Origin of the sequence: Amycolatopsis mongoliensis (genome assembly GCF_030285665.1) — a bacterium.
GTDB lineage: Bacteria > Actinomycetota > Actinomycetes > Mycobacteriales > Pseudonocardiaceae > Amycolatopsis > Amycolatopsis mongoliensis.
Genome location: NZ_CP127295.1, coordinates 9,108,434 through 9,121,603 on the forward strand (window position 1 = coordinate 9,108,434; position 13,170 = coordinate 9,121,603).

The 13,170-nt window shown below is 71.7% G+C and carries 12 protein-coding genes; 1 reads left to right on the top strand and 11 read right to left on the bottom strand.

Features of this window, described 5'->3' with window-relative positions; all coding sequences use genetic code 11:
* Positions 1 to 9 precede the first annotated feature (9 nt).
* The 11 genes from QRX60_RS43650 to QRX60_RS43700 all read right to left on the bottom strand — a co-directional run bounded on the left by QRX60_RS43650 (position 10) and on the right by QRX60_RS43700 (position 12,000).
* Entirely contained in the window at positions 10 to 1,284 is a 1,275-nt protein-coding gene (locus QRX60_RS43650; RefSeq protein WP_285997341.1) for a glycosyltransferase, read from the bottom strand.
* Between the two features lie 13 nt (positions 1,285 to 1,297).
* The gene (locus tag QRX60_RS43655) at positions 1,298 to 2,494 is read right to left on the bottom strand and encodes a phthiocerol/phthiodiolone dimycocerosyl transferase family protein (RefSeq protein WP_285997342.1); all 1,197 of its coding nucleotides are present in this window, start codon (positions 2,492 to 2,494) and stop codon (positions 1,298 to 1,300) included.
* Complete coding sequence (locus tag QRX60_RS43660) at positions 2,485 to 4,482, bottom strand: CocE/NonD family hydrolase (RefSeq protein ID WP_285997343.1); 1,998 nt, start codon at positions 4,480 to 4,482, stop codon at positions 2,485 to 2,487. Before QRX60_RS43660 ends, QRX60_RS43655 begins: the two co-directional genes overlap by 10 nt.
* The gene (locus QRX60_RS43665; protein ID WP_285997344.1) at positions 4,479 to 5,489 is read right to left on the bottom strand and encodes a 3-oxoacyl-ACP synthase III family protein; all 1,011 of its coding nucleotides are present in this window, start codon (positions 5,487 to 5,489) and stop codon (positions 4,479 to 4,481) included. Before QRX60_RS43665 ends, QRX60_RS43660 begins: the two co-directional genes overlap by 4 nt.
* A 20-nt stretch (positions 5,490 to 5,509) precedes the next feature.
* Positions 5,510 to 5,728 (bottom strand): DUF5988 family protein, encoded by a 219-nt coding sequence (locus QRX60_RS43670; protein WP_285997345.1) that lies wholly within the window; start codon positions 5,726 to 5,728, stop codon positions 5,510 to 5,512.
* Positions 5,729 to 5,759: 31 nt separating this feature from the next.
* Complete coding sequence (locus QRX60_RS43675) at positions 5,760 to 6,539, bottom strand: ABC transporter permease (protein ID WP_285997346.1); 780 nt, start codon at positions 6,537 to 6,539, stop codon at positions 5,760 to 5,762.
* A complete protein-coding gene (locus QRX60_RS43680; RefSeq protein WP_408630291.1) occupies positions 6,536 to 7,516 on the bottom strand; it encodes an ATP-binding cassette domain-containing protein in 981 nt (326 codons plus the stop codon). The genes QRX60_RS43675 and QRX60_RS43680 overlap by 4 nt, the downstream gene beginning before the upstream one ends.
* A 243-nt stretch (positions 7,517 to 7,759) precedes the next feature.
* Positions 7,760 to 8,755, bottom strand: a complete 996-nt coding sequence (locus QRX60_RS43685; protein WP_332845802.1) for an AraC family transcriptional regulator — start codon at positions 8,753 to 8,755, stop codon at positions 7,760 to 7,762.
* A gap of 281 nt (positions 8,756 to 9,036) precedes the next feature.
* Entirely contained in the window at positions 9,037 to 9,681 is a 645-nt protein-coding gene (locus QRX60_RS43690) for a response regulator transcription factor (protein WP_285997348.1), read from the bottom strand.
* 463 nt (positions 9,682 to 10,144) lie between these two features.
* Positions 10,145 to 10,816, bottom strand: a complete 672-nt coding sequence (locus QRX60_RS43695; protein ID WP_285997349.1) for a response regulator transcription factor — start codon at positions 10,814 to 10,816, stop codon at positions 10,145 to 10,147.
* The gene (locus QRX60_RS43700) at positions 10,813 to 12,000 is read right to left on the bottom strand and encodes a sensor histidine kinase (protein ID WP_285997350.1); all 1,188 of its coding nucleotides are present in this window, start codon (positions 11,998 to 12,000) and stop codon (positions 10,813 to 10,815) included. The genes QRX60_RS43695 and QRX60_RS43700 overlap by 4 nt, the downstream gene beginning before the upstream one ends.
* A gap of 240 nt (positions 12,001 to 12,240) precedes the next feature.
* Here QRX60_RS43700 and QRX60_RS43705 point away from each other — a divergent pair, with 240 nt between their 5' ends.
* Positions 12,241 to 13,062 carry a CPBP family intramembrane glutamic endopeptidase gene (locus tag QRX60_RS43705; RefSeq protein ID WP_285997351.1) on the top strand — a complete coding sequence of 274 codons (822 nt, stop codon included), beginning with the start codon at positions 12,241 to 12,243 and terminating at the stop codon, positions 13,060 to 13,062.
* Positions 13,063 to 13,170 lie beyond the last annotated feature (108 nt).

A 13,170-nucleotide genomic window follows, 5' to 3' on the forward strand; every position in this document is an offset into this window, starting at 1 on the left:
CTCCTCTGCCTAGGTGATCGCTTCCAGGACCTTCACCGCGTGCCCGATCCCGTCCTCCGCGCGGATCAGCTCGCCCAGTTCCCGCGCCCGATCCGGCGCGGTCCCCGCGACCACGTCGCCGATCGCCCGGGCCAGGCCGCTCGCCGTCAGCTCCCGCAGCGGCTGCGGCCGCGGCGCGACACCCAGCGCGGCCAGCCGCCGCCCGAAGAACGGCTGGTCGAACATGAACGGGCAGACCACCTGCGGGCGTCCCGCGGCCAGTGCCGCGGCCGTGGTGCCCGCTCCCCCGTGGTGCACGACCGCCGCCATGCGCGGGAAGAGCCAGTCGTGCGGCGCCTGCGTCAGGCAGAACGCGTCGCGCCCCAGGCCGTCGGGCCGGATGCCACCGCGGCCCAGCGCGACGACCGCCCGGACCCCGGCCACCCGCAGGGCGGCGGCGACGATCTGCCCGGTGCGGGCGGGGTCGCTGCCGACCATGCTGCCGAAGCCGAGGTAGACCGGCGGTTCCCCGGCGGCGAGAAAGGCGGCCAGGTCGGCCGGGGGCGTCCACGGGAGCCGTGGCTGCAGGAAGAAGAACCCGGACGTGTGCACGAACTCCGGGTACCGCGCCCGGGGCGGCAGGAGATGCCTGCTGAAGGCCTGCAGCACGGGTGCCCGGGTGCCGTCGGGACGCCGGAGCGGGTCGTGGGCGAACCGGCGGCGGGGCAGGCCGAGCCCGTGCCGCCGGAACCGCCCGGCACTCCCGGTCAAGGCCCGCACGAACGTCTTCGTCGACAGGTAGGACGCCCGGTTGAACGCCGCGGGCAGCGCGAACGGGAACAGGGGGTCGGCGAACGACGAGGTCGGCACCCAGAACGGTTGCAGGCACACCGGGACCGCCGGGACGCCGAGCAGTTCGGCGATCGCCTGCCCGGGAACGTTGACCTGGTGCACGACGACGTCGACGTCGTCGTCCTCGGCCAGGACCCGGCCCAGCGAGGCCAGGTCGTCGAACACCCGCTGCATCGCGACGCGGTTGCGCCGGAGCAGCTGCCACCCGAGCCGTTTCCCGCGCACCCCGCGGAAGTTGCGTTCGACCGCCTCCCACGCCGCCCGGTCGTCGACCAGCTTGTTCGTTCCGTCGTCGAGCGGGACCAGCCGCGCGCAGAACGGGTCGGCGAGCGCGGCCGACGACGTGGGCACGGCCAGCACCACCTCGTGCCCGGCCTCGGTCAGCGCCGCGGCCAGTGCCGCGAACGGCTGGACGTCGCCACGGCTGCCGTGGGTCAGCAACAGAGCCTTCACGAACCGGTCCTCCCTAGGCCGAAGCACCGACGATGAGCAGCTGCTCGTACAGCTCGCGGACGACCCGGTCGACGTCGCCCCGGGTGAAGAACCGGTCGGTGAAGATGTACAGCACCGTCAACCGGTCCCGGTACGTGGAGACGTAGTAGCCGGGGAAGAACGTGTCGCCGACGGTGTTGAGGATGTGGATCTCGGTGAACGCCACCCCGGCCGGGGCGGGGAACTCTTCGACGACACCGAGGTTGCTGATCAGCGCGTAGGAGAGGTTGCGCCCGAGGGTGTCCTCCATCGGTGCCGGGTCGCGACCCCCTTCCGGCGTCGCGAGCACTTCGTCCATCCGCGCCTTGACCTCCCGGCCGATGAGGACCGGGCTCAGCCGCGGGGACACGGCCGTTTCGGCCACGTAGGACATCATGAAGTTGGTCGTCTCGAGCTCGCCCACCGGCGGGTCGACCCGGCGCCGGAAGTCGACCGGCGAGACGCAGTACATCGGCGCGGCTTCCCGCCCGCCCGCCAGGACGCGTTGTGCCAGCAGGATCGCGCCGGCGACCAGGCCGTGCACGGTCGTCTCGTACCGGCGCGCCGCGCGCTTGAGCCACTGCGTCTCCTCGACGCCGAGCCGCAGGTAGCCGCTGATCAGGCCCGCGGTCCCGGCCGTCGGCTCGGGCGGGACCGCGGAGTGGAACAGCCGCCGGTCGTAGGGGATCAGGCCGAGCCGCTCGTGGAACAGGGCGGCGGGCGGCGCCGGCAGTGCCGTGCCCGGCTCGCACACCGGCTCGTCCCCCTCCGCGAACGCGGTGAACAGCCGCAGCAGTTCGCGGAAGGTGCCGAGCCACGCGTTCGCGTCGGTGATCGAATGGTCGGTGCGCAGGGCGACGTACCCGTGCCGGTCCCCCCGGACGTGCACGAGATCGGCGACCCCGGCCCTGGCGTCCCACGGCAGCGCGGTGATCTTCGCCAGCACGTCCGGCTCGTCCTCGAGGACGAGCAGGTCCGGCTCGTGTTCGGGCGAAACGGCGAGGACCGCTTCCGGCGCGGTGCCCCGGATCCGGGCCCGCAGGACCGGGTGCACCGCGCACAGGTGCCGGAACGCGCGGGCGAGCGCGTCGGCGTCCAGGTCACCTTGGTACTCCGCGGCCATGATCACGACCCGGTCGAGGTGGGCCAGCTCCAGGTAGTTCAGCGGACGTTCCAGCATGGTCAGGTCCATTTCCACTCCCGCGTGAAGAACTGCGTGCCGTTGACGAGCACCTCGGCCGACACGGCCGCGTCCGCGGTCCCCATGTCGATCCCGGCCCGGACGACGACCCGGTCGCCGTCCGGGGTTTCCGCGCTCTTCTCGCCGGTCGCCGTCATGCGGGCGGCCGCCGGGTCGTGCTCGGGCACGCCGAGATCGACCTGCGTGGTCATGGCGAGGAAGTCGCGGTCGTCGCCCGGGAACCGGATGCGGTCCCGCTTCTCCACCGTCAGCCGTACCGACGAGCGAAGGTGGTCGCGGGCGATTTCCCAGCGGTCGTGACCGGGCCCGCCCGTGCCCCGGCGTTCCGGCAGCGGGACCAGCAGGTCGGTGAGTGCCTCCGGGTCGCCGGCCGGCAGGCTGAGCGTGGTCGCCTGGTGGCCTTCGTATTCTTCGGCGGCGAGGCCGACGTAGTCGCCGGGGCCACGGATCACCCGGATGCCGAGCAGTCCCGGCTCCGGGGCCGGCCACAGCCGCGGGATGTCCGCCTCGGCCAGGACCAGCCGCACGCGGTGGCCCGCGGCGACCTGGTAGCACGTCGGGTCGAGCAGGACCTGCACGACGTCGTCGCGCCGCGCGGGCTGCCGGGCCAGGTCCACCGTGCCCGCCGAGACGAGCAGCGACCGGTCCTGTTCGTCGACGTCGGTCACCTTGAGCACGCACCGGGTGGCGGTCGTCCCGGGACCCAGCAGCAGCCGCACGGCCGGGCGCCCGGCGATCAGCAACGGCTCCGGCAGCGGCGCACTGGTGAACGCGAGCGTCCGGGCGTCGTCGTCGTGCTGGTCCAGCGGGTAGCCGAACCGGTCGGTCGGGTGCTTCGTCAGCCCGCTCAGCGCGCCGACGGTCGGGTCGCCCCGGCCGGTGACCGTGGCGACCGCCGACGGCCGGCTGCCCGGGGCGGACCGGTACAGGTGCCCCGAGCGGGACGCGACGAAGACGTGGTCCGCCTTCTTGTCCGGCGGCCACTGCTCCGCCCGCACCCAGCGGGCGCCCGCACCCTGGACGAAGAACGTCGCGGTCCGCTCGGAGCTACCCGGCCGCGGCTTCCGGCCGTGCAGCCACCGGTCCCACCAGGCGCAGGCCAGCGTGACCGACGGGAACGGCCCGACCGGCGCGACGTCCGGGAACGTGTGCAGCCACGGCCCGGCGATCAGCTGCTTGGGCGCCCTGATCTCCTGGTAGGCGGCGATCATCCCGTCGCAGAACAGATCACGCCACCCCGCCACGCACAACGACGGCACGGTGATCCGCCCCGCATCGATCCGGCGCTGCGCCCACACTTCGTGGCCGGGCGGGTGTTTCCAGGCGTCGGCGAACCACGGCTCGAACTTCTCCAGCCGTTCCTTCCACAGGCTTGCGTAGTTCTCCCGGTCCTCGCCGCGCAGCGGGGGCAGCAGGGCGCAAAAGATGTTGTACAGGCTCAGGTGCCCGAACATCCCGATCCCGCCCCGCAGGCCGGCCGGGTGCACGAGGTCGCGCTCGACGTCGGTCCAGCCCATCACGGGGAAGATCGCCTTCAAGGCCGGCGGGCGCTGGGCCGCGACGGCGAGCGTCGTCAGGCCGCCGTGCGACAGGCCCCACATGCCGACCCGGCCGGTGGACCACGGCTGCGCGGCGGCCCACTCCACCACCGATACGCCGTCGGCGACCTCGCCCGGGCTGAGCAGCGGCCGCGGCGTTCCCTCGGACGTGCCGATGCCGAAGCAGTCCACGTAGAGCACCGCGTAGCCGCGTTCCGCGAAGTACCGCAGGTACCGGCTCGCCGCGAGGCCGCCGAGGCCGTCCTTGCGTCCGGTGTGGAGCGTCACCAGCACCGGGACCCGTTTCGCCGTCTTCGGCAGGTAGAGGTCGGCGCCGAGGGTCAGCCCGGGCTCGCTCGACGGGATGCGGACGTCACCGCGGAAGTCGACGTCGTGGACGGGCGGGCGGGAGCGCGGCACCCGCACCGGGGGCCGGATCACCGGAACTCCCCCGGCTTGCGCGGGCGCGTCCAGCGCAGCGTCGCCCCGCCCCAGCTCATACCGCCACCGAAAGCCACGAGGAGCACGACGTCGTCGTCGAACAGCCGGCCGGAGCGGACGGCGTCGTCGAGGGTGATCGGGACCGAGGCCGCGCCGGTGTTGCCGTACCGTTCGACGGTCAGGTGCATCTGGTCCGGCCGCAGGTCCAGCGTCTTCGCCAGGTCCTGCAGCATCCGGCCGTTCGCCTGGTGCGGCACGATGAGGTCGATCTCCGACACTTCCAGCTCCGCCGACTTCGCGACGTCGACGACCAGGTCGGGCAGCACTCTCGAGGCGAGCTCCCGGACCTGCCTGCCCCGCATGGCGAAGTAGTGTTCGCCGGCGGCGAGGGTCGCCGCGCTCGCCGGCCGCCGGCTCCCGCCGCCGGGCACGGTGACGAAGTCGGCGGTCGTCCCGTCGGATCCGAGCGCGCTCGACAGCAGGCCGCGGCCGTTGCCCCGCTTGCCGAGCACCACGGCGCCGGCGCCGTCGCCGAACAGCACGCAGGTGCGCCGGTCCTCGTAGTTCAGGATGCGCGAGTAGGTGTCCGCGCCGATGACGAGGGCGTTGCGGGGCAACGGATCCGCTTCGAGCAGTGCGTGCGCGGTGATCAGTGCGTAGACGAAGCCGCTGCAGACGGAGTCCACGTCGAACGCGGCGGCCCGCATCGCGCCCAGGTTGGCCTGCACGGTGCAGGCCGTGGCGGGGATCGGCTGGTCGGGGGTCGAGGTGGCGACGATCAGCAGGTCGATGTCGGTCGCGGCGAGGTTCGCCGCGCGCAGCGCGTGTTCCGCGGCCTGGGTGGCCAGGTCGGACGTCGCTTCGTCCGGCGCCGCCACGCGGCGTTCGGCGATGCACGTCTTGTCGAAGATCCACTGTTCGCCGAGGCCGAGCCGGCGGCCGAGCTCGACGCTGGTGAGGACGGTCTCCGGCAGGTACGAGCCGGTACCGAGAATGGCCGTGTTCATTTCGGTGGCGCCTTTCTCCGTTATTCCGCGAACTTCGTGCGGTCGCACCAAACGAAGACAGCGCCGTCTTCCGGTACTCCGAGGGCGGGGCTTTCGGGGACGAAGTGCTCGTAGCCCGCCCCGAACGGGATCTTCAACCGGGCGTGAGAGAGTTCGGCGAAGCGGACGAGCACGGTTTCGGGCATTCCGTCGGGTGCTCCCTTCAAGGTCACTTTCACGGTCGGCTCGGCAGAGCCCATGGCCTGTTTCACCTCTCCCGGGTTCGGCGCGTCATCCGACGCGCCGGTGGTAGGCGCGGATCGCCAGGGGGAAGAACACTCCGAGCACGCCGGCCGACCAGGCCAGCGCACCGGTGAGCGGGCCCGCGACCGGCCCGCCGCTCAGCAGGCCCCGCACGACGTCGGCGAGCAGGCTCACCGGGTTGACCCCGGACCAGGCCCGCAGCCAGCCGGGCATGGTCGCGGCCGGGACGAAGACGTTGCTCGCGAACACCAGCGGCATGAACAGCGCGACGGCACTGCCCTGCACCGCGTCCCGGTCCCGCAGCACCATGCCGAGGAACACGGTGACCCAGCAGAAGCACAGCCCGGCGGTCACCAGGACCGCCGTCGCGGCCAGCACTTCCAGCGGACCGGTCCGCACGCGGAACCCCAGGACCGCACCCGCTCCCAGCAGCACCGCGATCGCCACGACGTAACGGACCGCGCCGGCGAGCACCACCCCGGTCAGCGGGGCCGACCGGGCGATCGGCATGCTCCGGAACCGGTCGAACACGCCGCTGCCCGCGTCGCTGTTCAGGCCGACACCGGCCGAGAGGGTGGCCATCAGCACGCTCGGCACCATCAGCCCCGGCACCAGGTCCTGCAGGTAGGCGCCCGGGCTGCCGGCGATGGCACCGCCGAACAGGTACCCGAACATGACCAGGAACAGCAGTGGCTGGACGGTGACGTCGACCAGGTGCTCGGGGTTGCGGCGGATCTTGAGCACGCCTCGCCCGGCCAGGATGAGCCCGTGCCGCACGGCGTCCGCCGGACCGACCCGGCCGCTCATCCGGCGCTCCCCTCCCGCGCCGCGGGCACCTCCGGCTCGTCCGGTGGCCGGTCGGCCGGTTTCCCCGTCAGTGCGAGGAAGACCTCGTCCAGGCTCGGCAGCCGCAGGCCCAGTTCGGCCACGGCCAGCCCGGCCTGGTCCAGCTTCCGCACCAAGGTGGACAGCACCATCGGGTCGGCGGCCGGAGCGGTGAGCAGGCCGGAGCCGAAGTCCCGGGCCGGGGTGGTGCCGGTCAGCTTGCCGAGCACCCGCGCGGTGGCGTCCATGTCCTGGGGCAGGGCGGGCCGCACCTGGACCGTGCGGCCGCCGACCCGGTGCTTGAGCTCGTCGGGCGTGCCGTCGGCGACGACCCGGCCGGCGTCGAACACCGTGACGCGGTCGGCGAGCCGGTCGGCCTCCTCCAGGTACTGCGTGGTGAGCAGCACGGTGACGCCTTCGGCCACCAGTTCCCGCACCACCTGCCACAGTTCCCGGCGGACGTACGGGTCCAGCCCGGTGGTCGGTTCGTCGAGGCAGAGCACCCGCGGCCGGCCGATCAGGCTCGCCGCGAGGTCCAGCCGGCGACGCATGCCGCCGGAGTACGTCGCCGCGGGCCGGGCGGCGGCCTCCCCGAGCTCGAAGCGCTCGAGCAGGTCCGCCGCCCGGTCCCGCGCCGCGGGGCGGGACAGTCCCAGCAACCGGCCGAACAGCACCAGGTTCTCCGCGCCCGACAGGTCCCCGTCGACGGACGCGTACTGGCCGGTGAGCCCGAGCAGAGAGCGAACCCGCGCCGGTTCCCGCTCCACGTCGAGGCCACCGATCCGGACCAGGCCGCGGTCCGGCCGCAGGAGCGTGGCCAGTACCCGGACCATGGTCGTCTTCCCGGCGCCGTTCGGCCCGAGCACGCCGACCACCGTGCCCGCCGGAACGGCGAAACTGACGCGGTCGAGCGCTGTGGTCCGCCCGAACCGCTTGACCAGATTCTCCACCCGGATCATCGGCGGCACGTTTCCTCCCTGACGCGTACTCTTTTTTTCGGCCGGGACGTGCAGAGCGGAGTAATCCGTTGTGCGGAAAACCGCTCGTCCGACCCGAGATCAATGATTCCCCGCCGGTGCTGACGGAGATATCCGAAAACCGAAGTATTCTGCCAGGGCGAATGTGGGGTGAAACACGAAAAAAGGGTGCCGGCCGCGAGCGGCCGGCACCCGTCGATCATCCGCCCGGATTCCGGGCGCCCCTCACCGCCGGAGCGTTTCCGACGGACGTTCCCCGAACCGCTGCTGGTACCGGGCGGCGAAATGCCCCGCGTGCAGGAAGCCCCATTCCGCGGCCACCTCGGTCACCGTGACGGCGTCGGACTGCGCCGCCCGCAGCTGGTCGCGCACTCCGCGGAGCCGGATCTCCCGCAGGTACTCCATCGGGCCCATCTTGAGGTGCTTGCGGAACCCCAGCTGCAGCGACCGCTCGGTGACATCGGCCTCCCGGGCCAGGCTCGCCGTCGTGTGCCGCCACTTCGGGTGGTTGTCGATCCACTCGAGCGCGATGCTCACCGCCCTGACCGGCACGGCAGGCACCTCCCCGTCGAGCATCCTCGTGTAGTTGCTCGAGTGCCCCATCAGCAGCGCGGTGGCCAGCGTGCGCTCGAACATCTCCGCGACGGCCTGCTGCTCGATCAGCGATCCCGGGCGCTCGAGCTCGGTCACCAGCATCTGCAACCCCCGGAGCCAGCTCCGGCCGTTCCCCGACCCGACGGCCATCGCGGGAGCGAACCGCAGCGGCTTCCGCAGCGGCGCACCGAGCAGGTCGCTCAGCCGGGCCTCCAGAGCGGCCCGCTCGAGCCGGACGACCAGCTGGACGCAGTCGCCCGGCCAGCGCAGCACCACGGGTTCGGCCGGTGACAGCACGCCGGCGGTCGCGATGGTCAACCGCACCCGTTCGGCCCCACACCGCGCCTCCCCCTCACCCGCAATCGGGATGAACACGGTGAAGAATGTTTCGGCCGGCCCGGATTCGAAACGCACCGTTCCCCCGTAACTGATGACGCTCACCGACATGTCGCGCAACCGCACGTGATGCATTCGTGCGTCGAGCCGCGTATCACTACCGAGCACCCGCAGGGTGTGGGGCGCCAAAACGCGGCTCACCTCCTCGCGCACATGATTCGGGTCACAAGAATGGAAGAGCTCGTAACGCGCGAGCGGCAACCGCGGCGCGGAGCCCTCTTCCCTCGACACACCGACCTCCGTCCACTATTCACTGATATTCCGAGCCGGAAGCCGCACCGTAGCGCCTTCCATGATCATTCTGGGCACGGACGGGATCGGGCGACTCCACCGGAAGGGTGAACCCACGATTCACCCCGCTTCGCCGTCCACGGCGTGCGTTCGACCGTTCCCGGCGGGTGCTCACGAAACCGCTGCCGGGGCCCCGAATCCGGGCCCGCGCCGGCCACGAATCATGGTAGGAGGACCGCCGCTCGGACCGCATCGGTCGAAAGAACGAATATCGGCCGGGCTCACACGATGTCCAGGTCGCGGGCGAAAGCGGCCAGCTGGGTCCGGCTGCGCAGGTCGAGCCGGGCGAGCATCCGGGACACGTGCGTCTTGATCGTGGACTGGCTCAGCCCCAGCTCCGTCGCCACCTCCAGGTTCGAGCACCCCTGCGCGATGAGCCGGAGCACACTCAGTTCCCGTTCGGTCAACGGAATCCGCGTGCGCTCCAGCGAGCGGCGCCGCGACCGGACGCGGAACTCGTCGAGCAGTTCGCCGGCCGCCGCGGGCGCCAGCCAGCCCCCGCCGGCGGCGACCGCGCGGACCACCTCACCCCACGAGCAGGCCCCGGAGCTGTCGACGACGTAACCGCGGACCCCGGCCTTCGCGGCCGGTACTACGTCCGCCGGGTGGTAGGACTCGGCCAGCAGCACGACGGCAGGCGGCCGGCCGCCGCGCGCGATGTCCCCGGCGACCGTCAGGCCCTCGGCCTTCAGCACGGAACGGTCGAGCACGACCACCGACGGCGCGAAGTCTTCGAGCGCGGTCACGATGTCGCTCCACGTCTCCGGCGCCTGGTACCGGACCTCGATGTCCCCCTCCTCGGCGAGCTGCCGGTGGATCCGGCGGGAACGACGTGCGCAGGACAGGATCAGGAGAACGCGGATCACGGCCGGGGCGCCCCGCTTCCGTCGCCCTCACCGGGCCGGCGCCAGCCTGCGCAATGGTACGGACCAATGGTCCCGATCAAAAGCACGTCACCTCCGGGGTCGGGTCGGCGCGGGCGCCAGGACCCGGCGCCGGCCAACGACTCCGGAAAGTAGCGCAGCGGCCACGAAGCGCACCAGCGGCACACCGTGGATCTTCATCCCGTTCGCGCACATCACCGGATCGCCACAGCCCGCTGCGCCGTCCGGTTCACGGCGTCCCCGGCGGACGGCGCAAGCCGGCTCCGGCACTGGCCGACCCGGACACTTCAGCGGCGCCCGACCCGCCTTCGCTCGACATCATCGGGATGATTTCGGGGGCGAAGGGTACGAGGAGTTTTCGCCGGCCGATCCGGGGCGGGTCCACCACGACCTCCTCCATCCGGACCAACGGACTCGCCGCGTGATACGAGTGAAGCGGTCGAAGCTAGTCGTCGGCGCCGGCGAATCCCACCCGGTAGGCGAACACGACCGCTTGGACCCGGTCGCGCAGCTCCAGTTTGGTCAGGATGGAAGAAACGTAAGATTTCACAGTCTCGAAGCCGAGCCCCATCTCCTCGGCGATCTCCCGGTTGGACAGGCCACGAGCCATCAGCCGCAGCACCTCGCGCTCCTGAGGAGCCAGTACCTCCAACGCACCGCCATCCGGCTTGGCGACGGCAGGGCGGACTCGACTGGCGAATCGCCCGATGAGCCTCCGGGTCACGGCCGGGGCCAGCAGCGACTCGCCGTGGGCGACCGTGCGGACGCCGTTCACCAATTCGCTCAGCGGCGAGTCCTTGAGCAGGAACCCACTCGCCCCGGCGCGCAGGGCTTCGTAGACGTGCTCGTCGGTGTTGAAAGCCGTCACCACAAGCACCTTCGGCGGCCGGGCGACGCCAGGCCGCGTGATCCGCCGGGTGACGTCGATGCCATCCGGTCCCGGCAGGTGGATGTCCATGACGACGACGTCCGGGCGTAGCCGTGCGACGGCGTCGACCGCGGCCGTGCCATCGGCGGCTTCCCCGACGACCTCCATGTCCGGCTGCGCGTCGAAGACCGTGACGTAGCCCGTACGGACGAGCTCATGGTCTTCGCAGATCAGCAAGCGGATGCTCATGCGCCACCGGCGATCGGGATCACCGCGTGCAGCCTGAACCGGCCGTCCGGTTGCTCACCAGCAGTCAGCCCGCCGCCGAGCGCCGCGACCCGTTGCCGCAGCCCGGCCAGGCCGCGCCCGCCGGCGAGCTCGTGGCGGACGCCCACGGAGATCGGCACCGGAGCCGCGGTGTTGGTCACCTCGACCTCGACCTGACAGTCCCGGTAGGAGGTGCGCACCTCGGTCGGCTGTCCGGCCGCGTACTTGACGGCGTTGGTCAAGCCCTCCTGCACCACCCGGTACACGGCCAAGGACACCTCCACGGAGAGCGCGCACACAGCGCCGGTTTCGATGAGTTCGACGGGCTGCCCGGCCGTACAGGTGCGCTCCACCAAGTCCCGCACGGTGCCCTGGACCGATGCGTGCGGCGCGGACTCACCCGTGGCCTCGAGCACGTCGAGCTGGTGCCGAAGCTCGGCCAGGGCTTGCCTGCCGGCCCCACCCATCGCCGCGAGCGCCTTGACGACCCGATCCGGCGACTCGACGAGCAACTGCGTGGCGTCGGCCTGCACGACGATCGCGGTGACGTGGTGGGTGACCACGTCGTGCAGCTCCCGCGCGATGCGCGCCCGTTCCGCGGCAGTCGCGGCGGCCGCCGCCGACCGCCGGCGCTCGACCTCCGCCGACCGCCGGTGGCGCACGAACGTGCCCAGCACCCAGAACACCACGAAAATCAGGTAGAAGACCAGGAAGTCGGCCAACCGGTCAGGTGATCCGACCGCGGTCAGCGCGACGCAGAGCCCGACGTGCGCGGCTGTCGCCACGGCGGCGACGGTGACCCGGCATCGCTCCAGGTGCGCGCCGGCGGAGTACAACGCGAGGTACACGGTCACCGTGCCGAAGTGCGGCTGGTACGCGAGCGTCTCGTGGACCGCGAAGGCCGCGGCGATGATCGCCAGGCTCGCGACGGGCCGGGTTCGGCGCACGGCGAGCGGCAGCGTCTGCGCCAGCACGAGGACAAGTGAAAAAAGGTCGGGCGGTCGCCGAGGCAGGTCACCGAACTCCGCGCCCATGGAGGCCAGCGCCGGCACGAACGCCAGGACGGTGAACACCACGGCGAGCCACCGGTCCCACACCAGGGCGTCGCAGGCCTGCCACCACGTCCGGATCGTCCCCAGCCGCCGGCGGACCCACGTTGTCGGCATGGCGCAGAGCCTAGTACCCCCGTGCGAGCTACACACCGATGTCCTCGGGATGGGGAATCGCGCCGATGCCCGTTCCTTCTACCCTTCCGTCATCTCAGCGACGCCGAGGAAAGCGATTCGGTGCGCGATCAGTCCGCCAGTGAAGGGAACACCACCATGACCTCCTCCGACGACACGACCGGCGCGACCGCGAGCCGCCCCGTGCCCTGGTCGCGGAGATGGCGCCTTCCGTTGCTGCTGGTGACCACGCTGATCATCATGGCGGTCGCGCAACAGCTGACCGTGACCCTGAACGATTCCGGCGCCGTCGACCTCGTGGTCGGCGTGGCCCTCGCGGCGGCGACCCTGTTCTGCTACACGCGGTTGAGCAAGCTCGTCGAACGACGACAGCAGGTGACCGAGCTCCCCCGCGACCGGGCGATGTCCGGGCTGCTGGGGGGAAGCGCCATCGGCGCGGGTGCCTTCCTGGCCACGATGCTGGTCATCCTCGTGTTCGGCGGCTGGCACGTGACAAGCGGCGATTCCTCGAAGTTCCTCGCGACACTCGGCATCATGGCCTGCGTAGCGGTCACCGAAGAGGTGGTGTTCCGCGGCGTGATCTTCCGCATCGCCGAGGAGCGCTTCGGGACCTGGCCCGCCCTGGCGGTGTCGGCGGTGCTCTTCGGCGCGGTTCACCTGGCAGGAACATCCGAAACCGGCGCGGGCACGATGCTGTGGGGCGCTACGGCGATTGTCCTGCAGGGCGGCATCATGCTCACCGCCGCCTACATCGCCACCCGCGCCCTGTGGCTGCCGATCGGCATCCACTTCGCCTGGAACGTCGTCGAAGCGGGCTTCGGCACGGCGGTGTCGGGAAAGTCGAGCGAATTCGGCGGTCTGGCCAGCACCACCCTGTCCGGGTCACCGGTGCTGACCGGCGGTTCCTTCGGCCCGGAAGCCGGCGTGGCCGGGATCCTGTCCTGCCTTGTCACCGCCGCGTTCCTGCTCGTCTTCGCCATCCGCACCGGGCGAATCCGGCGTCGTGGCGGACGCCCTGGCGTAGGCGTCGCAACGGCCGGATGACACCGTGCGGTCACGGTGCCCGTCAGCACGCAGATGGGGCCGAGGTCCGCGGCGTTCCGCGAAGCCGGCACAGGTCCTCGGTGCGCATGCGTCCGGCCCGGTGGCTGG